24 protein-coding genes are annotated in these 26,520 nt (G+C 65.4%); 13 read left to right on the top strand and 11 right to left on the bottom strand.

All coding sequences use genetic code 11. The annotated features are described in order from the left end of the window. Window positions 1-50 precede the first annotated feature (50 nt). The 3 genes from BRSPCE3_RS28900 (at window position 51) to BRSPCE3_RS28890 (ending at window position 2,880) form a co-directional block, all read left to right on the top strand. Window positions 51-698, top strand: coding sequence for an inner membrane-spanning protein YciB (locus tag BRSPCE3_RS28900; protein ID WP_244069739.1), 648 nt, complete (start codon window positions 51-53; stop codon window positions 696-698). A 121-nt stretch (window positions 699-819) separates the two neighbouring features. Continuing rightward, entirely contained in the window at window positions 820-1,146 is a 327-nt protein-coding gene (locus BRSPCE3_RS28895) for a hypothetical protein (protein WP_244069738.1), read from the top strand. 159 nt (window positions 1,147-1,305) lie between these two features. Next, entirely contained in the window at window positions 1,306-2,880 is a 1,575-nt protein-coding gene (locus BRSPCE3_RS28890) for a FecR domain-containing protein (RefSeq protein ID WP_375709973.1), read from the top strand. Between the two features lie 69 nt (window positions 2,881-2,949). On the opposite strand, the gene BRSPCE3_RS28885 is transcribed toward BRSPCE3_RS28890, so the two are convergent. From BRSPCE3_RS28885 to BRSPCE3_RS28875, 3 genes are all read right to left on the bottom strand, one after another. After that, window positions 2,950-3,777 carry a class I SAM-dependent methyltransferase gene (locus BRSPCE3_RS28885; protein WP_244069737.1) on the bottom strand — a complete coding sequence of 276 codons (828 nt, stop codon included), beginning with the start codon at window positions 3,775-3,777 and terminating at the stop codon, window positions 2,950-2,952. 116 nt (window positions 3,778-3,893) lie between these two features. After that, window positions 3,894-4,304 carry a hypothetical protein gene (locus tag BRSPCE3_RS28880; RefSeq protein ID WP_244069736.1) on the bottom strand — a complete coding sequence of 137 codons (411 nt, stop codon included), beginning with the start codon at window positions 4,302-4,304 and terminating at the stop codon, window positions 3,894-3,896. Between the two features lie 79 nt (window positions 4,305-4,383). Beyond that, the gene (locus tag BRSPCE3_RS28875) at window positions 4,384-4,689 is read right to left on the bottom strand and encodes a nickel-binding protein (RefSeq protein WP_244069735.1); all 306 of its coding nucleotides are present in this window, start codon (window positions 4,687-4,689) and stop codon (window positions 4,384-4,386) included. A gap of 157 nt (window positions 4,690-4,846) precedes the next feature. Here BRSPCE3_RS28875 and BRSPCE3_RS28870 point away from each other — a divergent pair, with 157 nt between their 5' ends. Further along, window positions 4,847-6,652, top strand: coding sequence for a winged helix-turn-helix domain-containing protein (locus tag BRSPCE3_RS28870; RefSeq protein ID WP_244069734.1), 1,806 nt, complete (start codon window positions 4,847-4,849; stop codon window positions 6,650-6,652). On the opposite strand, the gene BRSPCE3_RS36190 is transcribed toward BRSPCE3_RS28870, so the two are convergent. Both BRSPCE3_RS36190 and asd read right to left on the bottom strand, forming a co-directional pair. Beyond that, entirely contained in the window at window positions 6,653-7,492 is an 840-nt protein-coding gene (locus tag BRSPCE3_RS36190; RefSeq protein WP_244069733.1) for an NUDIX hydrolase, read from the bottom strand. 124 nt (window positions 7,493-7,616) lie between these two features. Next, window positions 7,617-8,486, bottom strand: a complete 870-nt coding sequence (gene asd, locus BRSPCE3_RS28860; protein ID WP_244069851.1) for an archaetidylserine decarboxylase — start codon at window positions 8,484-8,486, stop codon at window positions 7,617-7,619. A 34-nt stretch (window positions 8,487-8,520) separates the two neighbouring features. On the opposite strand from asd, the gene BRSPCE3_RS28855 reads away from it, so the two are divergent. Next, the gene (locus BRSPCE3_RS28855; RefSeq protein WP_244069732.1) at window positions 8,521-10,185 is read left to right on the top strand and encodes an aminotransferase class III-fold pyridoxal phosphate-dependent enzyme; all 1,665 of its coding nucleotides are present in this window, start codon (window positions 8,521-8,523) and stop codon (window positions 10,183-10,185) included. 280 nt (window positions 10,186-10,465) lie between these two features. Here BRSPCE3_RS28855 and BRSPCE3_RS28850 read toward each other — a convergent pair whose 3' ends face one another. From BRSPCE3_RS28850 to BRSPCE3_RS28840, 3 genes are all read right to left on the bottom strand, one after another. Then, window positions 10,466-11,083, bottom strand: a complete 618-nt coding sequence (locus BRSPCE3_RS28850) for a hypothetical protein (protein WP_244069731.1) — start codon at window positions 11,081-11,083, stop codon at window positions 10,466-10,468. A gap of 251 nt (window positions 11,084-11,334) precedes the next feature. Further along, entirely contained in the window at window positions 11,335-12,024 is a 690-nt protein-coding gene (locus BRSPCE3_RS28845) for a methyltransferase domain-containing protein (protein WP_244069730.1), read from the bottom strand. Window positions 12,025-12,057: 33 nt separating this feature from the next. Continuing rightward, entirely contained in the window at window positions 12,058-13,113 is a 1,056-nt protein-coding gene (locus BRSPCE3_RS28840; protein ID WP_244069729.1) for a glycosyltransferase family 1 protein, read from the bottom strand. 138 nt (window positions 13,114-13,251) lie between these two features. Here BRSPCE3_RS28840 and BRSPCE3_RS28835 point away from each other — a divergent pair, with 138 nt between their 5' ends. From BRSPCE3_RS28835 to BRSPCE3_RS28820, 4 genes are all read left to right on the top strand, one after another. Beyond that, window positions 13,252-14,631: a TAXI family TRAP transporter solute-binding subunit gene (locus BRSPCE3_RS28835; RefSeq protein WP_244069728.1), complete on the top strand. Its 1,380-nt coding sequence runs from the start codon at window positions 13,252-13,254 to the stop codon at window positions 14,629-14,631. 212 nt (window positions 14,632-14,843) lie between these two features. Further along, a complete protein-coding gene (locus BRSPCE3_RS28830; RefSeq protein WP_244069727.1) occupies window positions 14,844-15,533 on the top strand; it encodes a L,D-transpeptidase in 690 nt (229 codons plus the stop codon). A 237-nt stretch (window positions 15,534-15,770) separates the two neighbouring features. Further along, window positions 15,771-17,339, top strand: a complete 1,569-nt coding sequence (locus tag BRSPCE3_RS28825; protein ID WP_244069726.1) for a DUF4403 family protein — start codon at window positions 15,771-15,773, stop codon at window positions 17,337-17,339. Between the two features lie 274 nt (window positions 17,340-17,613). Continuing rightward, window positions 17,614-18,828, top strand: coding sequence for an ABC transporter substrate-binding protein (locus BRSPCE3_RS28820; protein ID WP_244069725.1), 1,215 nt, complete (start codon window positions 17,614-17,616; stop codon window positions 18,826-18,828). Between the two features lie 115 nt (window positions 18,829-18,943). On the opposite strand, the gene BRSPCE3_RS28815 is transcribed toward BRSPCE3_RS28820, so the two are convergent. Continuing rightward, a complete protein-coding gene (locus BRSPCE3_RS28815) occupies window positions 18,944-19,246 on the bottom strand; it encodes a hypothetical protein (protein WP_244069724.1) in 303 nt (100 codons plus the stop codon). Between the two features lie 359 nt (window positions 19,247-19,605). Here BRSPCE3_RS28815 and BRSPCE3_RS28810 point away from each other — a divergent pair, with 359 nt between their 5' ends. From BRSPCE3_RS28810 to BRSPCE3_RS28795, 4 genes are all read left to right on the top strand, one after another. Then, on the top strand, window positions 19,606-21,003 hold the full coding sequence (locus BRSPCE3_RS28810) for a glycerophosphodiester phosphodiesterase family protein (RefSeq protein ID WP_244069723.1): 1,398 nt from the start codon (window positions 19,606-19,608) through the stop codon (window positions 21,001-21,003). Between the two features lie 323 nt (window positions 21,004-21,326). Next, window positions 21,327-22,631: an MFS transporter gene (locus BRSPCE3_RS28805; protein WP_244069722.1), complete on the top strand. Its 1,305-nt coding sequence runs from the start codon at window positions 21,327-21,329 to the stop codon at window positions 22,629-22,631. A gap of 61 nt (window positions 22,632-22,692) precedes the next feature. Continuing rightward, window positions 22,693-23,847: a mandelate racemase/muconate lactonizing enzyme family protein gene (locus BRSPCE3_RS28800; RefSeq protein WP_244069721.1), complete on the top strand. Its 1,155-nt coding sequence runs from the start codon at window positions 22,693-22,695 to the stop codon at window positions 23,845-23,847. Between the two features lie 211 nt (window positions 23,848-24,058). Next, window positions 24,059-25,042: a cysteine synthase A gene (locus BRSPCE3_RS28795; protein WP_244069720.1), complete on the top strand. Its 984-nt coding sequence runs from the start codon at window positions 24,059-24,061 to the stop codon at window positions 25,040-25,042. A gap of 96 nt (window positions 25,043-25,138) precedes the next feature. Here BRSPCE3_RS28795 and BRSPCE3_RS28790 read toward each other — a convergent pair whose 3' ends face one another. Both BRSPCE3_RS28790 and BRSPCE3_RS28785 read right to left on the bottom strand, forming a co-directional pair. Further along, complete coding sequence (locus BRSPCE3_RS28790; RefSeq protein ID WP_244069719.1) at window positions 25,139-25,654, bottom strand: PRC-barrel domain-containing protein; 516 nt, start codon at window positions 25,652-25,654, stop codon at window positions 25,139-25,141. Between the two features lie 347 nt (window positions 25,655-26,001). Continuing rightward, window positions 26,002-26,379 (bottom strand): PRC-barrel domain-containing protein, encoded by a 378-nt coding sequence (locus BRSPCE3_RS28785; protein ID WP_244069718.1) that lies wholly within the window; start codon window positions 26,377-26,379, stop codon window positions 26,002-26,004. Window positions 26,380-26,520 lie beyond the last annotated feature (141 nt).

Here is a 26,520-nt window from a genome sequence, read left to right as displayed (position 1 = left end):
TTGACGACGTGACTTGACGACGTGACTTGGCAAGCGGAGCTCGACGATCGATGAAGCACTTCCTCACCGCGGCAAGGCTGCTGGCGCTCGACCTGGCGTCGACGCTCGTATTTCTTGTGCTGTTCCTGCTGACGCACAACACCGCGCTCGCGGTCGGCCTCGGCATCGCCTTCGGTGTCGCGCAGATCGGCATCCAGATGGTGCGGGGGAAGCGGATCGACACCATGGAATGGCTCAGCCTGTTCCTGGTCGTCACCGCCGGCACCGCCACCCTGCTCACCCATGACCCGCGCTTCGTGCTGTTCAAGCCGAGCGTGATCTACGCCATCGTCGGCGTCGTGATGCTGAAGCCGGGCTGGCTGAACCGCTATCTGCCCGCGATCGCACAGACCGTCGTGCCCGATGTCGCCGTCAAGGTCGGTTACGCCTGGTCGGCCCTGATGTTCGTCTCCGCCGCGGTGAACGCCTTCGTCGCGCTGACCTGCGAGATCACGACATGGGCTGTCGTGATGCCGATCTTCGGCATCGTCAGCAAGATCGTGGTGTTTGTCGGCGGCTTTGCCGCGCTCCGCTTCACCGCGCGGCGCCGCATCCGCGCCATGCCCGAGGCCCAACGCGAGGCTGTGCTCGCGCTCGAAGGGGCTCCGGCGGCCCGCGCTGCCGCAATGGCGGACCTCACCCCGTCCACGAGTGCTTGACGAAACAAACCGGCGCGCGACGAAACCATTTCGCCGTGCGCACGAAGAATTCCCGAAACCGAACCTCCCTAGTGATGCGCAGGACAACGCGCTGCGTCGGCGCGATCACGAGGGGGACATCATGGCTTTCACCGCTTCCGCGCTTCGTCACGGCAAACTGCTGGCGGCAACCGCGTTCACGCTCGGTCTGTTGACCTCGGCGTCCTACGCCTACACCGACGAACAGCAGCAGATGTGCACAGCCGATGCGATGCGGCTGTGCAGCTCGGAAATCCCCGACGTCGATCGCGTCACGGCCTGCATGATCCGCCAGCGCGCGCTGCTCAGCGACGGCTGCAAGGCGGTGTTCCACTACGTGCCCCCGGCGACGGCAGCGCAGCCCGCGAGCTACGCTCCTGCGGCCAAGCCGGCGAAGCCACTCAATATCACTCCTCACAAGCGCGGCTAAGCAAAACCCCAACGGCGACCAGGCACCGCGCCTCCGGCAACGGAGCGTGGTGCTTGATCGTTTTGGTCCGCCATGACAACAAGGCAGGACCGTTCATTCGGCATTCAGCCTGACGCGGCTCAATTGCCCCTCCCCAATTTCTCCCGGGAATCGATGGTGATGCGCCGCACCTTCCTCTTCGCGCTTCTGCTTGGTGTCGGCGTCACGATCGGTTGGCAAGGAACGGCCGATGCCGCGCCGGAGCTGACGCAGCTCGCGCAAGCGCAGCCGGCGCCCTCGACCGCCCCGGCGCCGGGCGCGACACCCTCGACGCCGGCACCGGCTGCGCCCGCAGCTCCGGCGCCCGCCACGCCGCAGGCCGCAGCGCCCGAGCCGATCGGCAACGTCGCGACGCTGACCGGAACCGCGACCGTCACGCGCAACAACACCACGACGCCGCTGCAGATCCGCGACGACATCTTTGCCAATGACGACGTCGCCACCTCGGCGACCTCCTCGCTCGGCATCACCTTCAACGACGGCACCACCTTCAACCTGCGCGCCAACGCCAGGATCACGATCGACAACTACGTCTACGAGGACGGCGGCGCGCAGAACAGCGCGCTGTTCAACGTCGCCAAGGGCACGGCGGCGTTCGTCGCCGCTGCCGTCGCCAAGACCGGCGACATGAAGATCTCGACACCGACCGCGACGCTCGGCATCCGCGGCACCACCGGTCTCGTCGAAGTGCCCGAAGGCGCCACCGCGACCAGCAACAATGTCGGCATCAAGCTCTATCCCGACGCCGACGGCCATGTCGGCCGCATCGAGGTCAACGACCGCAGCGGCGCCTCGCTCGGCGTGCTGACGCGCGGCGCCAGCGGCTTTGCGATTCGCCCCGGCGCCGGCGGCGCCCGCTTCGCCGCGGTACCGCTGACGATCTCGCCGCAACAGGTGACGCGAGACCAGGGCTTCGTGCGCGCGGTGCATTCGGCGCAGACGCTGGGCCGCCAGGTCGTGACCGAGCAGCGCGACTTCCGTCGCGCCAATCCCGATTTCCGCAGAGCCAATCCGGCAGCGCCCTATCCGAACCGCGGCCAGCCGGTGCAGCCCAACCAGCAGCGCCAGAACGGCCTGCCGGGTCAGAACCGCAACACGCCGCAACAGCCGGGTCGGCAGAACCGTCCGGGTCAATTGCAGCAGCCCGGTCAGCCGAACCGTCCCGGCCAGCCGCAGCAGCCGGGCACGCCGGGGCGGCAGGGCTCGCAGCAGCAGCCGGGCACGCAGCAGCAAGGCGGCGCACAACACGCGCTGCCCGGCCAGCCCGGCGGCACGACCTTGCCGCACGCGCCCGGCGTCCAGACGCCTGCGGGACAACAGCCGGTACGCCAAGAGCCCACACGCCAAGAACCCACGCGCCAGGGCGGCGCGACCCAGCCCGCCGGACAACAGCCGCCGGCACGCCAAGGCGGCCTGCCGCCGGGCCGTACCCAGCAGCCGGGCGGCGTGCGTGAGCCGGGACAACCAGCAGGACAACCAGTGACTCAGCCGGGTCAACCCGGCGTGCCGCGGCAGGGCACCGCGCAGCCGGTGCCGCAGGCGCCCGGTCAGCCGCGGCCTGCCATTCAGCAGGCTGCACCGGGCGCGCGTCCGGGCCTGCAACGGCCGGCGGTACAGGCGCGTCCCGCCTTCCAGCAACGGCGCGCACCGCCGCCGCGCCCAGCGAAGCCGGCACGCAGAGACAAGCGTCAATAGCCGAAACAAATGTGGCACCGGCGAGAAATGCCGGTGCCACATCCGTTTCGACGAACAGCGTTCGGCCGCTCAGCGCTGCCTGGTGATCACAGCCTCGAGGTATTCGCTGGGAATGACCAGCGTCCCGTCCTTCGCGACGTCGAATTGATCCATCAACGCGAACAGGTCAGTGGCGAGCAATTGCTGCTTGATGGCATCGATCGCCCCGAAGGCTTTCAGCACCGGGCCGTAATAGGTGCGGAAGATCTCGAGGAAATGCTCGCGCGATTTGTAGCGGAAATTGAAGTGCCTGCGCTTGGCATCGACCTTGGCCTGCGGCCCGAACAGGGCGCCGAGATGGGCCTCGGTGCCCCATAGCGCGGGCGACTTCACGCCGGGCGCCGGCGGCACATACTTGCCGATGGTCTTGAACACCTGGCCGATGAAACCCTCCGGCGTCCAGCTCGCAAGGCCGATCTTGCCGCCGATGCGGCAGACGCGGCGCAGTTCATTCGCAGCCTGCTGCTGATCGGCGGTGAACATCGCGCCGAAGGTCGACAGCACGACGTCGAAACTCGCGTCGGCAAACGGCAGCTTCTCCGCATCCGCTTGCTGGAACGTGACCGGCAGACGCTCCGCGGCCGCCCGCTCGCGGCCGCGCTCGAGCAACGCTGCGACATAGTCGGTCGAGACCACGTCGGCAAAGCGCCGCGCCGCGGCCAGCGTCGCGTTGCCGTTGCCGGCGGCGACGTCGAGCACCATTTGATTGCTGCGCAGGTCGACCGCCTCGCAGAGGGTTTCGCCGACGATCTGCAACGTGGTGCCGACGATCGCGTAATCTCCCGAGCTCCAGGTGGCCTGCTGGCGCGCCTTGACCGCTGCGAGATCGACGGTTGGAATTTCGGTCTGAACGTTCATCTGTATCTCCTTTGAAAATGACGTGCGGCTCGCGGCGAAGCCACTGGCTTCGCCTGAAGTCCGCGCGCTGCGCCAAAACGGCGTCATGCGGTGCAATGACTTCAATGTGCTGCGAACTAGGTGCGACGGTCGAGCAGGACCGGAATCTGAGACGCGGCAACCATGCTCCAATCCGAGCGATGCCTGCAGCCATGCTTGCTGCGCTGAGACCAAACGGCCTGCTGTGCCGGAGCTGTATGACGCTCCCGAACCGCAGGCTCCTCCGCTCGCGTGAACACGGGTGAGGACAGACCTGCGATCATCAGCCCGAGCACGGCGCTTCGAATGATCGGGCGCGAGCAGCGGTTGCCGGCAGCCTTCGGCCGCCGGTCGCCGGGCTCGCGCGGCATCAAGCGAGTTGCCTGCCGCTCGCGGTGTGCGAGCATGCCTGCGACGGTTTGATTGACGATCCGGCGGATGCGCAAGAGCAGGATGGATAAATGTCTTCGTACCGGACTTGAAACGGACTCCATGAAAAAGATCGACATAATCGTTTCCTTGATCGAATTGTGATGGCGCCCCGGACGACGGCTTGGCCGGGATGCGCCATGCGACGCCCCGCAGGCGTCACTCGGCTGCAATGGGCGGTTCGACGGGATCAGCACGCATCACGACGGTTGTCGCGACCTTGTAGAATTCCTCGCCCGGCATGCCGACGCAGCGCGCATGTTCCCGGATCGAGTCGCCGTCGCGCGCCTCGTATATGCAGAATGTGCCGATGCGGCCATCTGCCTCATGCACCGCATAACTGCGGATCCAGCGGACGCGACCCGGCATCTGCTCATCGCCGATTTTGGCGGACAGTGCGCCGGCGAGTTCCAGCTCGCTCATGTTTGCCCAGGCGCTCGGACGGCGAATGACATAGAGTTCCATCGGAAGTTCTCCTCGGTTGCAGCGGTTGAACAGCAAGCCACGATGATCTCGGGCCATGATGAGCTATAGGCGCTGACGCTGCCGACTGTCCTTACCGCGGACTGATCATTGTCTGATCTTTGCCTGAACCTTTTCCGCCAGGCGCGGACCTATACACATGGCATTTTCATTTGGACTGTTCGAGCTTGATGAAGCTGGGCGCGTGCTGCTGTGCGCGCGCCAAGAGGTCGCATTGCAGCCGCGCGTGTTCGATCTGCTGGTCTATCTTGTTCAGCACCGCGACCGGGTCATCTCCAAGGAAGAACTCCTCGAAGCCGTGTGGCCCGATGTGACGGTCACCGACAACTCGCTGCAGCGTGCGGTGAGTGCGTTGCGCGCCGCGCTGCGCAGCGGCGGCATGGACGGCGCGATCCGAAATCTGCCGGCCAAAGGCTATCGCTTCTTCCTCGAATCCGAGATCCGGCAGCTGGAACGCGTCGACCATAAGGAGGTCGGTGGCGCCGTCGGTGCAATCGGACACGCCCGACGCGCGGCCGCCGGACAATTATGGCTGCAAGCGGCCACCCTGTTCGCGAGCGCGGATCAAGGGGGCCAGCTCACCGCTGAAGATCTGCACAATTGGGCGCTTGCCCTGCAATGCCTCGGCAGGGCCGCGGCGGCGATTCCGATCCTGGTTCGCGCGGTCGCGGCGCGCAGCCAGGCCGGTGACGCTGCAGGCGCCGCGGTCGATGCGATCGCCCTCTCCGGCCTGCATTTCGAGAGCGGCCAGGCCGCGATCGGAAAGGGCTGGCTCGCGCGCGCGGAAGATTGGGCTTCAACGCTCGACGATCCCGCCACCGCAGCCCTGGTGTTGTGGATGAAGTCGAAGCTGGCTGCGTTCGATGGCGAGCCGGAACAGGCACTCGCGTTGGCCGACGCGGCCTACATGTCGGTCAGATTCAAGGATGAGCTCAACGTCGAGGCGCTGAGCCTGGCCTATCGCGGCTTCTATCGGCTGTGCCTCGGCGACACCCATGGTGGCCTCGCCGATCAGGACCATGCCGCCGCGGTTGCACTGTCCAGCGGCAATCTGGACCCGATCATGGGCGGCAACCTCTATTGCAACATTCTCTGGGCCGCCCGGATGTTCGGAGATTGGGCACGGGCCGACCAGTGGACGCGGAGCTACCAGAACTTCTGTTCCGGCAGCGGCATGGAATTGACCGGCTCATGCCAGCTGCATCGCTCCGAGGTGCTCGGCATCAGGGGCTCGCTCGACGAAGCGCTGGCTCGCATTCAGGATGCGCTCGCGCGCCTGACCAGCGATGCGCCATGGTCGATGGGCGATGCCAACCGGGTGCTGGGCGATATTCTGGCGGCGATCGGCGATGACGACGCGGCGCTCGAAGCCTATGACCGGGCTTACACGCTGGGTTGGTGCCCGGAGCCGGGCCGCGCCATGCTGCTGCTCGCAAGAGGCGAAGCGGAAGCCGCCTATGCAGGTCTGGAGCGGAGCCTGATCGGCAAGACCTGGTGGACGCTGCAGCGGCGCGGAATCCTGCTCGCGCATCTGGCACTGGTCGCGGCCCACACGCATCGGGCCGGTCAGGCGAAGGCACTGATCTGCGAACTGTCCGGAAGTCCGGATCGCTGGCCGATGCCCTCGATCCGCGCGCTCACCAACGAGGCGCAGGCGATCCTCGCGCTATCCCGGCAGGATCATGAAGCAGCCATGCGGCATCTCCATCTCGCCCGCCAGCTGTGGTCCAGCATCGAGGGACGGGTTCAGATCGTGCGGCTACGGCTCCAGATTTGCAGGCTTCAGCTGCAGCGTGGCGACGTTCGCGGCGCGATGGCCGAAATCCATGCGGCGCAGCTGCTGGCCAATGAACTGGGCTCGCCCAAGCGGGTTGCCGAGTGCCTTGCCTTGCAGCGTGACATCGACGCCTGGCAGCCGACCGCACGCCGTCAGATGTGCGGCTGATCACGCCGCGCGACGCAGCCAGTCACGCACGCGCTCGATCAGATTCTTGCGCGGGACGGGCTGGACGGCGGCGGCCACGGGTTCGATCTCGCGCGCCGGTGACGGCGGCGGTTCGGACGCCGCCGGCTCCACGGCAGGCGCGGCCTCGACCACTTCGCCGGCATCCGGCGCGGGTTGCTCCGGCGCGATCGCCGGCTGATCCGATCCGGCCTCTGCCGCGGTATCGGACGTCTCGGCCATGACTGGCGGCTCGACAGGCTCCAGCACATCCACGACGATCGGCGTCTCGGCATCCAGGGCGGGCTCAATGACCACGGGCGCCTCAGCGACCACGGGCGCCTCAGCGACCGGCTCCTCAGCGGCAATCCGCGCACGGCGTCGCTCCGCCGCGGCAAGGCGCAACCGCGCGCGCCGCTCGCGCTCGGCATCCGCCGCCGCCTGCAGCGCGATCGGGCCGACATTCTCCAGGAACGCGCGCTCATAGCCGCGCGACAGGCGGTCGAGCGCCGCATCGAGCGGCAGCCAGTCGACCTCCCTGATGTCGCTCATCAAGGCGCGCACCGGCTTGCCGCCGGCATCCATGCGCCAGTAATGCACCACCTTCGAGCGCCCGCCGGAATCATAGACCAGCGTGCCCAAGAACTCATGCACCTCGACGTCGTGGCCGGTTTCCTCCAGCACCTCGCGCTCGGCAGCGTCGCGTGGCGTCTCGCCATCGTCGAGCTTGCCCTTCGGCAACACCCACTCATTGCGCTTGCGCAGGCGTACGACGGCGAAGCGCGGCGGTGACTCCCGCCGCAGCACAATGCCTCCCGCCGCCAGAACAGGCGTCCGCGCCATCTCGTGTCCATCAGGTTTGCGATTTACGATCGTCGCACGACGATCGTGGCTATTCTAAAGCATGATCCGGGAAAGTGGAAACCGGTTTTCATGCTCAATCGATGAGCGCGACGGAAACGCGAGATCAGAGTGAGGGCTTTCGCAACAAGGGCTCGCCGCATTTGATCCGCGTTCCCTCCGCGACATTCTCGCAGAATTCGAAATTACCGGGCGCAAGCACGATGATGGTCGAGCCGTGCTCGAACCAGCCGAGCTCGTCGCCCTTCTTCACATGCGCGTCACAGGGAAAATCTACCGGGCCCCGCGACTGCGCGTTCAACGTGATGTCGAGGAAATGCAGGCGGAGGCTTGCGACCAGGATGGCCGCGACCGGAACCAGCGTCAGCGCCTCGCCGCCTGGAAGCTTTCCGCGCAACACCGCACGCTCGTTCTTGCAGAACAGCCGCTCGATCCGCTTCAGCGCGATCGGATTGACGTTCCAGACGTCGCCGTGAATGAACGTCACCTTGTCGATGGCGAGGTCATACGGTGCATGGAAGCGGTGATACATGCTGGAGGTCAGCCGCAGCGTGACGAAGCGGCCGTTGCGGTGCTGCTCCACCAGCGCGGGATCGCCGAGCAGATCGAGCAGCGAATACGGCGCGCCCTTGACCTGGAACAACTGTCCGTCCTCGATCCGCCCATGCGCGCCGACGATCGCATCCGACGGGCTCGCGATGATGGCGGGATCGGCCGCCGCCGGGCGCAGGCCGGGCTTGAGCTCGCGGGTGAAGCAATCGTGCAGGCTCTTGAACTCGGTCTTCTTCGCTTCCGACAGATCGAGGTCGGAGAACAGCTTCCAGCAGGCGATCGAGGCGTCGCGCACCAGGGGGTTCTCGACCTTGGAGAACCGGCCCATGAAGCGGGTCAGCGCCGCCCGCGGAATCCGGTTGGTGAGCAGGAAATTGAGGTCTTCCTGCTGGGTGAATGCCGAGATCAGGCCCTTGACTGTCATGAATCTGTTAGGTGCCGAGGCTAGCGCTTCTGTCATGGAAACATCCCTTCCGATTCTCTCGCTGTCCGCCGCCGCCCTTGCCGGCGCCGCCGCAGCTTTCCCCAAAATTCAGGCCCGCATCGCGCTGTCGCGTGCCAAGCACCGCTCGCTGACCGGACATTCCAAAATGTCCAAAATGGTCGCGCGCATGGTCCCCAAATACGAATTCGACATCGACGAGTTCTTCCGCTCCGACGGAGCGCCGAAGGACGTCGCGATGCAGCGGCAGGACGGCTTCTTCCGCCTCGCCGGCCTCTACGGGGATCGTTACCCCAAGGGCCGCGCGCTGACCGCCGAGGTGACGGAGCGGATCTCCGACCTGCAGTTCACCGAATCCTACCGCGTGCCGTTCCAGTACAGCCGCCTGGTGCGCGAGCATCTCGGCACCTCGTCCTTCGTGCAGGCCTCCGACGGCGTCACCGTCACCGATCTCGACGGCAACCAGTTCTACGACCTGACCGGCAGCTACGGCGTCAACATCTTCGGCAACGATTTCTACAAGGAGTGCATCGCCGAGGGCGAGAAGCGCGCGCACGCGCTCGGCCCGGTGCTCGGCCCCTACCACCCGGTCATCGCCGACAACGTCAAGCGGCTGTGCGAGCTCTCCGGCCTCGACGAGGTCTCGTTCCACATGTCCGGCACCGAGGCGGTGATGCAGGCGGTGCGGCTCGCGCGCTACCACACCAAGCGCACGCACCTGGTTCGCTTCGCCGGCAGCTATCACGGCTGGTGGGGTGAGGTGCAGCCCGGCGTCGGCAATCCGGTGTCGCCGCACGAGACCTACACGCTCGCCGAGATGTCGGAGAAGACGCTGCACGTGCTGCGGACGCGGAAGGACATCGCCTGCGTGCTGGTCAATCCGCTGCAGGCGCTGCATCCGAATTCCAACGCGCCCGGCGATTCCGCGCTGGTCGACAGTTCGCGCTCCTCGAAATACGACCGCGCCGCCTACACCGAATGGCTGAAGCAGCTGCGCGAGGTCTGCACCGAGCGCGGCATTGTGTTGATCTTCGACGAGGTGTTCGTCGGCTTCCGGCTCGCGGCCGGCGGCGCCCAGGAGTATTTTGGCGTCAAGGCCGACATGGCGACCTACGGCAAGAGCCTGGCCGGCGGACTTCCGGTCGGCGTGGTGTGCGGCCGCAAGGATCTGATGCGGCGCTTCCGCGACGACCGCCCGGCCGACATCTGCTTCGCCCGCGGCACCTTCAACTCGCATCCCTATGTGATGACGGCGATGGACGAGTTCTTGAGCCGGCTCGCCAGCCCGAACTTCCGCTCGATCTATAACGGGCTGGACGAGACCTGGAACGGCCGCGCCAAGTCGCTCAACGACCGTCTCACCGAACGGGGCCTGCCGGTTCGCGTCGGCAACATCTCGTCGATCTGGACGGTCTCTTACACCGAGCCGTCCCGCTACAACTGGATGCTGCAATACTATCTGCGGGCCGAGGGACTGGCGCTGAGCTGGGTCGGCACCGGGCGGCTGATCTTCACCCTGAACTACACCGATGCCGACTTCGCCGAGGTCAGCGATCGCTTCGTTGCGGCAGCCGAGAAGATGAAGCGCGACGGCTGGTGGTGGCACCAGGAAGGCCTCACCAACAAGAACATCAAGCGGCAGATCCTGAAAGAGATGGTCGCCGTGAGGTTCGGGCGCTGAGGGCAACCACCGCTCTCGCGCTCCCTCGCGCCGCTCTTGCGGGGAGAGGGTTGGGGAGAGGGGCTGCCTCCACAAAACCGGTAGCAGACGGACTCGCGGTGAGCCCCCCTCACCCGGATTGCATCTGGCGATGCAATCCGACCTCTCCCCGCACACGGGGCGAGGTGAAGCGAGAGCGCCGATGAAGCTATTCAAAACGAGCCTCTGCTCTGGTCCCAAGACGTAGATGCCCGGGACAAGCCCGGGCATGACGCATATCGAAAAGATATTGGAGCAACGATCAGGCGTGCCTGACGTGCTTCTCGAGGCCCGGATCGATCAGCTCGCCCTTCATCAGGAACAGCGGCGCCTTGTGATAGAGCTTCAGGTCGTGGAACGGGTCGGTGACGATCTTGGTCATCCAGACGAGGCCGGTCTCGACGTCGCGGATGAAGAACAGATGGATGGTGCGGAACAGGAGGCCGCCGATGCCGACCACCAGCCAGATCTTGGCGACCTGACGGGTGAAGTCGCCCATCGTGACCCAGGGCTTGAACAGGCCGAACAGGGTCGGATCGAAGTACAGCACCATCGGCGACAGCGCCCAGATCGCCATCAGCACGACCTTGCGCTGCAGATTGTAGCCGACCTTGATGTCTTCCTTGTGCTCGTGGGTCGCCTGGTTGACGTGGTCATAGCCCTTCGGCTCGAAGAAGAAGTGACCGGCCTGGCGCGAGGTCATCGAGACCAGCCAGCCGACCAGCGCCGACACGACCGGATCGAAGAACAGCATCACATAGGCGAACACGAAGCTCAGCGCGCTGACGAAGTGCAGGCTCTGGTTGATCCGGCTGTGATGGTAGAAGCGATGGTCATCCCAGCGCTGGGTACGCAGCTCTTGCAGAAAGTTCTTGATCATTGGTTCCCCCAACATCTTTCGGGACAGGATTTACAGGGATTCGATGTATCGCGTGTGACATCATCATAATGACATATGACAATGCGGAGCGACGCCTTGACGCAACCGGAGCAGGGTTTTGCCTCATCCCCTGCGAAATTTGCGGGGGATAAGGCCGAGGAGATCGTAGCCTCCCGACTTTGGCGCGCGTCGTGCGCGACCTCACCCGGGAGGACCGGCGGGCGGGCTGGACCGCCTGCCCTGGCTGCCGCTCACGCCGCCTTGGCGACGTCCGCCTTGCGGAAGCGGACCAGCGAGAAATGCCCGAGCGGCGGGATCAGGCGGCGTTCGGCAAGCTCCATCCCGCGTGCGCCGGCCAGCCACTTGGTGTAGCGCGACCAGGCGAATTCGGCGGTCCGGAACCCGAGCGGGCGCACCACCGGCTGCAGCTTCTGCTCGATGAAGCGGCGCACACCGGCATCGGCGCTGACGCGGGTCAGGACGATCATCTCGCCGCCCGGCTTCAACACGCGGGCGAACTCGTCCATGGCGGCTTCCGGGTTCGGCACCGCCGACAGCACATACTGCGCCATCACGACATCGAACGAATTGTCGGGGAATTCGAGCTTCTCGGCGTCCATCACCGCGAGGCCCTCGACATTCTTGAGGCCCTGCTCGGTGACCCGCTTCTTGGCCTTCTCCAGCATCGCCTCGGAGATGTCGGTGCCGAAGACGCGCACGTTCTGGCCATAGAGCGGCAGCGAGATGCCGGTGCCGACGCCGACCTCGAGCACACGGCCGCCGATCTTGTTGGTGGCCTGGATCGCAGCCTGCCGGCCCTTGCTGAACACACCGCCGAACACGAGGTCGTAGATCGGCGCCCAGCGGTCATAGGCCTGCTCGACCGTCTCGCGGTCGAAGTCCATGGAACGGTCGGCGCCCAGCTTGATGATTTCAGCCATAGAGAGTCTCTCGTCTTTCGTTCGATTGAGCTGTTAATTCGGAACCGCACTGCGGCCGGCGACGCGGCGGGCGGGCCGCGGCGCGCGGCTCGGCTGCAACGTGGCCAGATTGCCGATGAACTGACGCGCACTGTTTTCCCAGGAACGCTCCAACGCAAAATTGCGGCAGTCGGCGCGCGACATGTTCAGCGCGCGCAGGCAGGCGGCGCGCAGGTCGTTGTCGATCGCGCCGATCGGATGATTGGCGATCACGTCCTTGGGGCCGGTGACCGGGAACGCCGCGACCGGCGTGCCGCAGGCCAGCGCCTCGAGCTGCACGACGCCGAACGTGTCGGTCAGGCTCGGGAACACGAAGACGTCGGCGGCGGCGAGATGCGAGGTCAGGTCCTGGCCCTTCTTCTCGCCGAGGAAAATCGCACCGGGATATTTCTGCTGCAATGCCGCCCGTTGCGGGCCGTCGCCGACCACGACCTTGGAGCCCGGCAGGTCCAGCGACAGGAAGGCGTCGAGATTCTTCTCGACCGCGACGCGGCCCATCGTCATGAAGATCGGCCGCGGCAGATCGAGAATGGCCGGCTGGTCCGGATTGAAGATTTTCGTGTCGACGCCGCGGGTCCAGAAGCCGAGCCTGCGGAAACCGCGCTCGGCAAGTTCAGTACGCAGCGAGTCGGTCGCGACCATCGTCATCGAGCCGGCGGCATGAAAGTGCCGGAGCACGGCGTAGCCGACGCTGTCGGGAATGCCGGTCCGAACCGAAACATATTCCGGGAAGCGCGTTGTATAGGACGTGGTGAAGGCGAGCTTGTTGCGCTGGCAATAGCCGCGCGCCGCCCAGCCGATCGGTCCCTCGGTCGCGATGTGGATCGCGTCGGGCGCGGCCTCCTCGATCCGGCGCGCGATCTCGCGCCGGTTCGGCAGCGCCATGCGCAGCCCCGGATAGGTCGGCACGCCGACCGACCGGAACCCGTCGGGGGTGAGGAATTCGATCTCGGCGCCGAGCGTCGCCGCGCTGCGCGCGAGCGACGTCAGCGTCCGGACCACGCCGTTGACTTGCGGATGCCAGGCATCGGTCGCAACGAGTATGCGCATCGCAGGAGATCCAAATCGTTAATCTTGATTCTGCTCGCACGACGTTCTGACATGGATGTTTCAAACGTATGACGTCATCGAAATGTTAGGTTGATTTTCACGGCAAATGGCCGGTTTTTCGTGTAACGTGACAATCAGATGTCAGAGCAGAGTGAAAATTCCGGCACCACGCGCCGCAGGCTCAGACGGCGAAACTCGTCGCTCCTGATCCTCGCGACCGGCATGCTTGTGTTCGGTCTCGCCGCCGGCGTGCTGTTCTACGCGCTACGTCCGGTGACGCTCACGATCGCGGTCGGCCCGACCGGCAGCGAGGACGTCAAACTGATCCAGGGCTTCGCGCAGGCCTTTACGCATGACGCCAGCTCGGTGCGGCTGAAGCCGGTGACGACGCAGGGCTCTGCCGAAAGCATCGCGCTGTTCACCGCGAACAAGGTCGACCTCGCCGTCGTGCGCGGCGATCTCGATCTGCCGGCGAGCGCCGAGTCGGTTGCGATCCTGCGCAAGAATGTCGTCGTGCTGTGGGCGCCCTCGGGCGCGAAGGGCAAGCGGCGGTCCGCGAAGATCAAGAGCATCGACGATCTGGCCGGCCACAAGGTCGGCGTGGTCGGCAGCACGCAGGCCAACGTCACGCTGCTGCGCGTGATCCTGACCGAGTCCGGCGTCAACCCCGACAAGGTCGCGGTCAGCCAGTTCAAGACCAACCAGATCGCCGACCTCGCGCGCGATCCCTCGCTCGACGCCTACATGACGGTCGGCCCGCTCGACAGCAAGGTGACCGCGGATGCGATCACGGCGACGGCGGCCGCGCGCGGCGAACCGGTGTTCCTCCCGGTCGACGTCTCGGAAGCGATCGCGCAGAAGCACCCGCGTTACGAGTCCGAAGAGATCGCCGGCAGCATCTTCTCGTCGTCGCCGGCGCGCCCCGAGGACAAGGTCGAGACCGTCGGCGTCAATCACCTGGTCATCGCGCAGCATGCGCTGGAGGACGCGACCGTCGGCGCGCTCGACCGGCAATTGTTCACGCTGCGGCTCCAGGTCGCGCGCGACCTGCCGGCGGCGGCCAAGATCGAGAAACCGGACACCGACAAGGACGCCGCGCTGCCGGCGCATCAGGGCGCGGCCGCCTATATCGACGGCACCGAGCGCACCTTCCTCGAGAAATATTCCGACTACATCTGGGGCGGCATTCTGCTGATCTCCGGCCTCGGTTCGGCCGGCGCCTGGCTGCGCCACTACATGAAGCGCGACGAGCGCGAGCACTACATCACCCACCGCGACAATCTGCTGACGCTGATCTCGCGGGTGCGCGGCGCCGAGACGGCGGAACAGCTCGCGGCGATGCAGGGCGATGCGGATGCGCTGTTGCGCGAGGCGCTCGATTGCTACGACGACGGCGCGATCGAGGAAGGCGACCTCTCGGTGATCGGGCTGACGCTCGAGCAATTCCACCACGCCGTCTCCGACCGCCGCGCCGTGCTCAACGGCGACCGGCCGGGCCTGCCGAGGATGCGCGCGTAGGATGTCTTCAGGAGGATCATCTGCCCTTCATGCCGCAGCAGCGCGGCAACCCTCCCTTAACCCTGCGACGAAACACGGACGAAACAATTCCCTAACGGCACGAAACCATTTTGGCGATTTCGTGCAAACGTCCTGAAACGCCTCACCTGTACTGGTTTGACCCAACGACGCGCCGGAACTGGCGCGCAGGGCGCAAACAACAGGGGTCGACAATGTTCAATTCAGTCAAGCTGAACGCACGTCTCGCTGCCGCCGCCTCCGGTGCGCTGGCGATTGGCGCCGTTGCTTTCTCGAACACCGCCGCGGCCGCGCCGCTGCCGATGTTTCCCTTCATCCTGACACCGCCGACCGAGGCCGTGCAGCCGCCGGTGCAGTCGATGCCGCAGGCACAGGAGGAAGACCGTTCCGTCGAATTGCCCGCCCGTCTGCGTCGCCAGGTCGTCGCCTATCCGACGCGCGAGGCGCCGGGCACCATCATCATCGATACCCCGCACACCTATCTCTACCTCGTGCTCGGCAATGGCCACGCCATGCGCTACGGCATCGGCATCGGCCGCGACGGCTTCACCTGGTCGGGCACCCAGACCATCACCAAGAAGGCGGAGTGGCCGGATTGGACCCCGCCGCCGGAAATGATCGCCCGCCAGCCCTATCTGCCGCGCCACATGGCGGGCGGCCCCGGCAACCCGCTCGGCGCCCGCGCCATGTATCTCGGCGGCACCGTGTACCGCATCCACGGCACCAACGCGCCGGAGACGATCGGCACCCGCGTCTCCTCGGGCTGCCTGCGCCTCACCAATGAAGACGTCTCCGACCTCTATTCGCGGGTCAACGTCGGCACCAAGGTGATCGTGCTGCCGATGACCGACCGCCGCGCCGACCTCGGCTCGGCCGTCCGCTGACTTAACCGATTTCCCCAAGCCTGCTCCAAGCAGCCTGCTCCAAGAAGCCTCCTCCAAGGCTCAGATAACGCTCCGGCTCCCCACCGGGGCCGTTGTCGCGTTCACAATCGTTAACGTCCAGGTGACCCCCGACATGCAGCCTGCGTCCGCCCCCGAAGCAGCGTGATCCCGCCACACTGGCGCCCTCGTCGGGGGGCCTGTACAACCCGTCAAAGTTGATTTTCATCCGGGGGGACGATGCGTCTACCGATGCATCCAAGAACGATCGCGCTCGGGCTCACGGTGGTGCTGGTCTCGTTCGCGATCAGCCTTAAGGCGATGGACTGGCTGGCGCCTGGTGTCACCGTACAGGCGCCACCGCTCGCACAGCTGCCGCCGCTGCCGCCGGCGGCGCGTTCGTCGACCATCGTGGCGCAGGTCTCGGTCGCGCTGTCGGCGATCCGCGACGCCGCCGAACGCGGCGCACCGAAGACCTTTGGCGGCAAGGCCGACAACCCGGTCCAGCAGATCCTGCAAAACGCCGACATCGGCTGGACCGCCTCGCGCGGACCGATCGCCGCCACCGGCGCGCAGGACGTGCTGACGCTGACGACCCCGATCAGCGGGACGCTGAAGGTCACCGGCTCGCTGTCGGCACAGGCGACCGGCGCGGTCAGCAACGCACTCGGCAGCCTGCTCGGCGGCAATGTCGCCAAGCAGATCGGCGCGGTGAACATCAAGAACATCAACGCCAATGCCGACATCAAAGGCAGCGTCACCTTGACCGCGCGGCCGAAGCTCGGCGCATCCTGGCGGATCGAGCCGAACCTGCAGGCGCAGGTCAATCTCGGCGACACCAGCCTGTCGGCGGCCGGCGTCCGCATCAGCGTGCCGGCGCAGGTCAAGCCCGTCATCGACAAGGCGGTCGCCGACCAGATCTCCGCGCTCGAGACGCGATTGCACAACGACCCGGTGTTCCAGAACAGCGCCCGCGCGCAATGGGTCAAGGCCTGTCGCTCGATGCCGCTGCAAGGCACCGGCGGCACCGCCTCGATGCCGCCGATGTGGCTCGAGCTGCGGCCGACCCGCGCGATCGCCGCGCAGCCGAAGGTCGATGCGTCGTCGGTGATCCTGACGATGGGCATCGAGGCCGAGACGCGGATCACGGAGACGCAGACCACCCCGAACTGTCCGTTCCCCGACAAGCTCTCGATCGTTCCGCCGATGCCGAGCCAGGTCGCGGTCGCGCTGCCGGTCGACCTGTCCTTCACCACGCTGACGCAACTCGTCGAGGCGCAGCTGAAGGGCAAGACGTTCCCCGAGGACGGCTCCGGCCCGGTCGACGTGACCGTCAAGAGCGCCGGCATTGCCGCCTCCGGCGACCGGCTTTTGATCTCGCTCCTGGTGCACGCCAAGGAGAAGAAGAGCTTCTTCGGCCTGGGCGCCGAGGCGACCGTGCACATCTGGGGCCGGCCGCGGCTCGACCAGCAGGCGCAGACCCTGCGTCTGACCGACGTCGAGCTGGCGGTCGAGTCCGAAGCCGCGTTCGGCCTGCTCGGCGCCGCCGCGCGCGCCGCGATCCCGCATCTGCAGCAGGCGCTCGCCGACCGGCTGGTGGTCGACCTCAAGCCATTCGCGACCAACGCACAGCGCAAGATCGCCGCCGCGATCGCCGACCTGCAGAAGAACGAGGAAGGCATCCGCGTCGACGCCGACGTCAACAGCATCCGGCTTGCCAACATCGCGTTCGATTCGAAGACGCTCCGGGTGATCGTGGAGACCGACGGCACCATCAAGGCCGCCGTCACCGCGCTGCCGGCGCTGTAGGGCGCTGCTCGAGCGGATTGCTCTCTTACCTCGCCCCGCTTGCGGGGAGAGGTCGGATTGCGAAGCAATCCGGGTGAGGGGGTACAGGTCTCACGACAATTGCCACTCGTGGAGAAGGCCCCTCACCCCAACCCTCTCCCCGCGAAGAGCGGGGAGAGGGAGAGGATTGGTCCGCCGCATGCCCAGAAAGTCGTCTTTGCGACAGGTTGCCGCACCGGATAGAAGGTGCCTCGTGGAAGCAACCCCCAAGGAAAAGATCAGGGAGAGAAACACGATGAAATCGCTCTTGGCCGCGGCAGCGGCCGGCCTCGCGCTTGCGGCCTCCGGCACGGCGGCTCGCGCCCAGATCTCCGACGATGTCGTCAAGCTCGGCGTGCTCACCGACATGTCGAGCCTCTATGCAGACGCCACCGGCAAGGGCTCGGTCGCCGCGGTCGAGATGGCGGTCGCCGACTACGGCGGCAAGGTCAAGGGCAAGCCGATCCAGGTCGTGGTGGCCGATCACCAGAACAAGCCCGACGTCGGCGTCAACATCGCGCGCAACTGGTACGACAACGACAAGGTCGATGCGATCCTCGACGTGCCGACCTCCTCGGTCGCGTTGCCGATCTCGGCGCTGACGCGCGAGAAGAACAAGATCCACATCAACTCCGGCGGCGGCTCCTCCGACATTACCGGCACCGCCTGCTCGCCCAACACCGTGCACTGGACCTACGACACCTACGCGCTGTCGAACGTCGCCGGCAAGGCGATGGTCAAGCGCGGCGAGGATACCTGGTTCTTCGTCACTGCCGACTACGCCTTCGGCATGGCGCTGCAACGTGACGCCGCCAACGTCGTCAAGGAGAGCGGCGGCAAGGTGCTCGGCGAGGTACGAGCTCCCCTGAACTCGCCGGACTTCTCGTCCTTCCTGTTGCAGGCGCAGGCTTCCAAGGCCAAGGTCGTGGCGTTGGCGAACGCCGGCGGCGACACCACCACCGCCCTGAAGCAGGCCGCCGAGTTCGGCCTCGCCCAAGGCGGGCAAAAGATGATCGCTCTGCTGATGGAAATCACCGACACCCACGCGCTGGGCCTCAAGGCGACGCAGGGCCTGATCGTCACCGACGCCTTCTACTGGGACATGAACGACGAGACCCGCGCCTTCTCGAAGCGCTTCAACGAAAAGGTCGGCCACATGCCGACCATGATCCAGGCCGGCCTCTATTCGGCGACCATGCATTACCTGAAGGCGATCGAGGCCATCGGCACCGACGAGGCGCCGAAGGTGATGGAGCAGATGCGCAAGACGCCGGTCAACGACTTCTTCGCCAAGAATGGCCATATCCGCATCGACGGCCGCATGGTGCACGACATGTATCTGTTCGAGACCAAGAAGCCCGAGGAATCCAAGGGCGAGTGGGATCTCTACAAGCTGATCGCGACCGTACCTGGCGACGAAGCCTTCCGTCCGCTCGACAAGGGCGGCTGCCCGCTGGTGAAGTCGAACTAGCTGGCGGAGCGCCGACGCAGTCGATCTGCGCCGCGGCGACTACAGAACACTGAGCTCAGAGGATGCGGATCGATCGGTCCGCATCCTCTTTTCTTTTCGGTAGCCTCTTCAGCCCTCAGCGCCGGGCACGATGCGCACTGCGGTGCGGCACCTGAACCACGCCGATGCCGCTCTCCTGCGCCTGAAGCGCCTGCAGCACGGCCGGCGGCTCGAGCACCAGCCTGGCCGCAGGCGTCGGCGCGCCGTTGTTGAGCACGTCGCGATAGGGATACAGCGCCTGGTAGGCGGCCGGTTCCGAGATCGCGGCCTGAGCCGAGGCGGCCGTCACCGCGACGGCCGACAGCGCTGCCGCCAGCGCGATGGGTTTAAACGTCCTGGTTCTGGACGTCCTGGCGAGGTGAGAAATCCTGGTGGTCATGATCACGCTCCCGCGATTTAAATCGCATGCGATTAATTCGTTCGCGCCTGATAAAGGCACGGCACGACCGGTCTTCAAGTATTCCGATTTAATCGGATGCGATTTATTCGGGCGCGGGCCTTCAAATATCTGTGTGCTCACGGACCCGGGAGGTCTCCGGCATCCCCGTCCGGATCGAGCGTTGGGGCGCACACCGGCGGCGAACGCGCATCTCGAAAACTTTGTCCGCGACGCCAGCGTTTGCCGCCTGCCCCAGTCATCCGCTTGTCAGGAGATTGAGACAAGAACACAACAGCGTCGGCCTTGTCAGGCCTTCTGGCATTCGGCCTGGCGCGCTACGCAAAAGATGGAGACTTGGCGTGAAGCAGATTCGTTCACGACGAAAGATGCATGTTGGAGCGATGCTGCTCGGCGCGGCGGCGTTGGTCGTCCTCTCATCGTCGATGGTGTCGGCGCAGACCGGCGCGGCGCCATCGGGCGCAAAACCCTTCCTGACCGTCGACGGCAAGCAGCCGCTCGTGATCGGACATCGCGGCGTACCGGGCCTGGTGCCCGAGGAGACCGAGGCCTCCTATGAGCTGGCCGCCGACCTCGGCACCGACTCGCTTGAAGAAGACCTGCATCTGACCAAGGATTGCGTGCTGGTGGCCCGCCACAATCCGTGGCTCGGCGACAACACCAACGTCGCCGAGGTGGCGAAGACCAATGCGGACGTCGCCAGACGCAAGCGCACGGCGCCGGGCGTTGCCGTCAAGGTGAAGTGGGCGCAGACACCGACCAGCGGTCCGGCTGAATATCCCACCGATCTCGTCGACCCGGCCGATCCGAAATCGGTGCTGAAGGCGCTGATCGTCGACGGCGACGACCATACCAACGACTGGTCGATCACCGATTTCACCATGGACGAGCTGAGGGAGTGGATCGCCGGCACCACCTATGATGCAGCCAACGAACGGCCAAAGCTGTTCAACGGCAAGTTTCCGATCATCAGCTTCCAGGACGTCATCGACATCGCCAAGGCCAAGAGCAAGGCGACGGGGCGCACGATCTCGGTCTATCCGGAAACCAAGAACCCGACCTGGAACAATGCCCAGGCGATCGCCAATGGCTGCGGCGCGCCCGGCAGCCATCCGCTCGAGGATGCCTTGATCAAGATGATCAAGGAGAACGGCCTCAACGCGAAGGACGCTCCGATCATCGTGCAGAGCTTCGAACCCGGCAGCCTGAAATACATGCGCAGCCATGGGCTGGAGACGCGGCAGGTCCAGCTCATCGACGGCAACGGCGTCGACTTCAAGACCGGCAAGGTGCTGCTCAACAACATCGCCAATTCCCGTCCCTACGACTGGACGGTTGCGGGTGATGCCCGCACCTTCGACGCGATGCTCACGCCTGAGGGTCTCGCGGAGATCAAGACCTATGCCGACGGCATCGGCCCGTGGAAGGCCTATATCGTCCCCTACAAGATCTCGCCCTGGAAGGACAACACCGCCGACGGCAAGCCTTACAAGGGATCGACGGCCGAGGCCTCGACGCAGGACGCCACCAGCGTCATTGCCGACGCGCACAAGCTCGGCCTGTTCGTGCACGTCTTCACGTTCCGGAACGAGAAGAAATATCTCGCCGCCGACTATCGCGGCGATCCCGCTCTCGAATACCTGAAGTTCTTCCGTCTCGGCGTCGATGGGGTGTTCACCGACTTCACCCACACCGGCGTCGCCGCCCGCGCCGCCTACCTGCGTGAACTGGGCTGGTGACGGCAGCAACGATCGCACGATCGATCCGCTCGCACGTCATGCTTTTTCGAGAGCCTGAGACGGGGCCCAACTTGTAACGCCGCCGAACCAGCGCGGTGCGTTGCACCGTGCCGTTGTGCGATCAACGGCGCGGCAGCCCGAGCCATCTCCTTTTCAGATGGCGCCATCTCAACAAACCATTTTTCCTGCTCGGCGCTGACGGATAAGGCCTCTCATCCGGTCTGGTCCAGCGCGCTGCTCGCCGCTGGACGAAGCGCCGCTCGAACGGTCCGGGCGGCGAACGTCAGGCCATGCGCCGGTGGAGCGACGATACGGGAGCGAGAATGTCCGACGCGGTTGCCGACAGCGCGATCAGGAAGGCTTTCGTTCGGCTGATGCCGGTGCTGTTCGTTTCCTACATTCTCGCCTATATCGATCGGGTCAATGTCGGCTTTGCCGCCCTGAAGATGAATGCGGATATCGGCATCTCGCCCTATTTCTACGGGCTTGGTGCAGGCGTCTTCTTCCTCGGCTACTTCATCTGCGAGATCCCGAGCAACCTCGCGATGGCAAAGGTCGGCGCAAGGCGGTGGATCTCACGCATCATGATTTCCTGGGGCTTGATCGCAGCGGCGATGGCGCTCGTGCAGGGACCGGTCAGCTTCATCGTGATGCGCTTTCTGCTGGGCGCCGCCGAAGCCGGCTTCTTCCCCGGGGTAATCCTGTATCTGACCTACTGGTTTCCGCAGCAATACCGCGCGCGCGTGATCGCAGCTTTCATCGTGGCGGTGCCGGTTTCGCTCGCTCTCGGCGGGCCGATCTCGACGGCGATCCTCCAGATGGATGGATGGGCAGGCCTGAAGGGATGGCAGTGGCTCTTCATCCTCGAAGGGCTGCTGACGGCGCTGACCGGCCTCGTCTTTCTGAAGGTGATGCCCGACGGCCCGGCCAAGGCCAAATGGCTGAGCACCGAGGAGCGCACCCGACTGCAGAATACGATCGACAACGAGGAGCGCACGATCGCGATCCATGGCTTGAGTGTGCTGCAGTCGCTGGCCGATCCACGTGTGCTTGCGCTCGCCTTCATCTGGTTCGCAAATACCACGGCCAATCTCGGCCTCGCATTCTTCCTGCCGCAAATCCTCAAAGGTCTGGGTCTGACCGACATGCAGACCGGGATCATGACCTCGGTCCCCTACATCTTCGGAACACTCGGCATCCTCGCATTCGGCTTCATCTCCGATCGCTACGGTGAACGCCGATGGACGCTTTGCACCGCACTCGCGCTCACGGCGCTCGGATTGACGGCGGCCGGCACGATGTCCGGATCGCTGCTCGCCGTGGCCGTCATGGCGGTTGCCGCGATCGGCATCTACGGCGCCAAGCCGCCGTTCTGGCCTCTGCCATCGACCTTTCTGTCCGGCAACGCCGCGGCTGCCGGTATCGCGCTCATCAACGCGATCGGAAACCTGGGCGGATTCGTCGGGCCCTATGTCATCGGCTGGATCAGGGCAACCACTCAAAGCTATGAGGCGGGGCTCTATTTTCTCGCGGCTCTCTCGTTCGTCGCCGCGGTGCTGGCGCCGGTCATCGTGAGCCGCCGCTTCATCGGTGGGATGAATGCGACACCTGGACTAGAGCGAAGCTGAGATTTGAACCGGAAGTTACCGTGTCGCGACAGCGAAACGATCGTCGAAAGGAACAGGCAAAATGACCATAAGCATCGCCCGCATCGAGGCTTTTCTGTTTCGCGCCGAAGTCGGCGAGCCCGTCAAAACCTCGTTTGGCAGCATTCCACGACGCAGCGTGCTGTTACTCCGCGTCGAAGACACCGACGGCGCGCACGGCTGGGGAGAAGTCTGGTGCAACTTCCCGCCCTACAGCGCCGATAACAAGATGCGGCTGCTCGAGACCGTCATCTGTCCGGCGGCGCTTGCCGGAACCTATCTCGATGCTGCGGATGCCTGGCACACCCTCACTGCACGCACCCACCGTTGGGCGCTGCAGGGCGCCGAGCCGGGTCCGTTCGCGGCGTGCCTCGGAGGGCTTGATCTCGCGCTCTGGGATCTTGTCGCACGGCGCGCCGGGCAATCGCTGCGCGCCGCGCTCGCCGCCAACACCGCGCGCGATACGGTGCCGGCTTATGCGAGCGGCCTCAATCCGGATACCGCGGCCGAGACGGTCGCTCGCTGTCGCGACGCCGGATTCCGTGCGTTCAAGGTCAAGGTCGCATTCGGTACCGAAACCGACACCACGGTCGTTTCGAACATCACGCGGGACCTTCGCTCGGGCGAGCGTCTGATGGTGGACGCGAACCAGGGTTGGGATCTCAGCGAGGCCCGCCGCGCCGTACCGCGGCTCGGCGCATTCGGCCTGGGCTGGATCGAGGAGCCGCTTGCGGCCGACCGCCCCGCCGCCGAATGGGCGGAGCTTGCGACGCTTTCTCCAGTTCCCCTGGCGGGCGGGGAAAACGTGATGGGATACGACGCATTCGCAGCGCTGATCGCCAACGGCAATCACGGCGTGGTGCAGCCCGACATGCTGAAATGGGGCGGCGTGACCGGCGCCTATGCGGTCGGGCGGCGTGCCGTGCAGGCGGGACGGTCCTACTGCCCGCATTGGCTCGGCAGCGGCGTCGGCCTGCTCGCCGCCGCGCAGGTGCTCGCGGCGGTCGGAGGTCCCGGATTGCTTGAGCACGACGTGATGGAGAACCCGCTACGGGAGACGTTGGCGCACCCCTTCCCGCGCGTGCAGGACGGGCTCTTCCCTTTGCCGAATGGTCCGGGACTGGGAGCGGAGCCTGATCTCAAGGCGGCGGCCGACTGGCTGGTCACGCGAGCCGAATATCGCGCGGCGCGCTCCTAGAGCGGGATGACGATTCGAAGGAGAGTCATCCCGCTCTGGCGAGAGCCGACGTTGGAGGCCGCTCGGGCGCATGACTTTCCACCGGCGGAGAATAAGATCACTGATATCGCAACCCGAACGATAGGGATGTCATCCAGATCGCCGTGAGAACAGCATCAACGCACCAATCAGCCTCGCGTAAACTACCCGAGGAAACGAAAGGCGGCGCGCGATGAATGTTCGGTCGGGTCTTCTTGAGGCGATTGGCAACACGCCGCTGATCAGGCTCCGTGGGGCGTCGGATGCCACGGGTTGCGACATCTACGGCAAAGCCGAATTTCTCAACCCCGGCGGCTCGATCAAGGATCGTGCGGCTCTGGCCATCATCGACGACGCGGAACGGCGCGGCCTGCTCAGGCCGGGCGGCGTGATCGTCGAGGGCACCGCCGGCAATGTCGGCATCGGCATCACGCTTGTGGCCAATGTGCGCGGCTATCGCTCCGTCATCGTGATGCCTGACACCCAGAGTCAGGAGAAAATAGACATGCTGCGGCTATGCGGTGCCGATCTGCGCTTGATGCCCGCCGTGCCCTCTTCCAATCCCGGCCACTATGCGCGCTATTCCGGCCGCCTCGCCGAAGAACTCGGCGCGTTCTGGGCAAACCAGTTCGACAACGTCGCCAACCGCGATGGACACTACCGCACGACCGGTCCCGAGATCTGGCAGCAAACCAACGGAAAGGTGGACGGCTTTACGTGCGCCGTCGGCAGCGGCGGGACGCTGGGCGGCATCGCCCGCGCGCTCAAGGAACGCAATCCCAACGTGAAAATTGCGCTCAGCGATCCGATGGGGGCCGCCCTCTACAATTGGTTCACCAAAGGCGAGCTGATCGCGGAGGGCGATTCAGTCACCGAGGGAATCGGCCAGGTCCGCGTGACCAAGAATCTCGACGGCACGCCGATCGACATCGCCTACCAGATCACCGACGAGGAGGCGCTGCCCGTGCTGTTCGACCTGATCGAGCACGAGGGATTGATCCTGGGCGGCTCGAGCGCGATCAACATCGTCGGCGCCATGCGACTGGCGCGCGATCTCGGGCCGGGCAAGACGATCGTGACCATCCTCGCCGATGGCGGCCAGCGCTACCAGTCCAAGCTCTTCAATCCGGATTTCCTGCGCAGGAAGAGGCTGCCCGTCCCCCGCTGGCTAACATAAGCATCCTCGACGCGATCCGATTGCCGGCATCGTCCGCGCAAATGAACGCGCCCGGCACAGCCGGGCGCGCTTGTCCCTCACGCAACGCGATATCCGTTACTCGGCCGAATACTTGAACTCGGGCATCGCCTTCAGCTCATCCTTGGTCGCGCTGAACACCGCGTGATCCGGGTACCAGGGATTCGGCTTCGAGGACGCCGCCGCAGGCGCCGCGCCCGTGGTGGTCGTCGACTTGGTCGTGCTGCCGGTATTCGAGGCGCCGGTATAGGCGACCGGCTCGTTGACGAATTTCACCTTGTCGAGCGGCACCGCGACCAGATGCTCGCCGACGCCGAGGAAGCCGCCGACGCCGATCACGACGGCCTTGATGGCACCTTCCTTGTCCATCAGGAGATCATTGATCGAGCCGACGCTCTCGTTCTTGTCGTTGTACACGCTGAGGCCGACGACCTTCGAGGCGCGCCAGTCGCCCTTGTACGTGCTCGGCGACGTGGCCGCTGTCGATGCCGCAGGAGCCATCTTGTCGCCCTTGTCGGCGGGTGCCTGCGCAAACGCAACGGTCGCAAGCAGTGCGGAGCCGGCCACGCCGGCAACGATGGATTTGATCAACATCATGCGCTCTCCTCAGTTCGCAAAATCGATGCTGGGAAAACCCGTGATGTCCGCGACCGTTCCTATTCAACCTGCGCTCAAAAGCCGCCCCGCGGCTTGGGAACGTATGGAACGATGCGGCAAACGCCGTGGAGGTTTCCGACGCGTGGAACGCTGCGGTGGTTGACGAAAGCGATCGCCGGCTTTCCACTAGGCTGCGGTTGAGCCTCACGACTGCGCCGGACGCGCAATCCCGGATGTGACGATGCTTGGCTCACTAAGTCGTCCCGGCGAACCGCGCTGCACGAGCCGGCGGCCGCAGCCGCATCAGCGACATGCGTCGATCATGCGCGCCGCTCACCGCGCGATCAGAAGCCGCCCCAATAAGGCGGCACGCCGTAGAAGCGATGCAGCTCGACTTCCTGCGAGCGATCGCCCCAATCGAATTCCTTGTCGGCGCGGAACGACGGCGCGCGCTTCAGCTCGTCGTCCTCGATGTCGAGCTCGTAGGCCTCGAACTTGGGGTTGTAGTGCAGCCGGCCCCAGGGCAGCGGGATCAAATTGGTTCCGATGCCAAGGAAGCCGCCGAAGCTCAGCACCGCGTACGACACCTTGCCCGACACCTTGTCGATCATCAGCCGCTCGATATGGCCGATCATGTCGCCGTTGGGCCGGCGCACCGCCGTCCCCTCGACCCGGTCGCTGGCAATCAGCTGATGCGGTCTGGTCCTGACGTCGACAGCCATCTCTCCCTCCTGGCCTGAAAGGGAAACAACGCGGCGCCGGGGAAACCGGTTCCGAGTCCGGTATGACAGCCAACCTTCCCTTTTCCGGCGGCCCCGCCCGCGCCGGCCTCAGGGGGCCTCGGCCGGCGGAGTTCGGCCCGA

Origin of the sequence: Bradyrhizobium sp. Ce-3 (assembly GCF_022835695.1) — a bacterium.
Taxonomy (GTDB): domain Bacteria; phylum Pseudomonadota; class Alphaproteobacteria; order Rhizobiales; family Xanthobacteraceae; genus Bradyrhizobium.
This window is presented reverse-complemented; position numbering and strand designations above follow the sequence as displayed.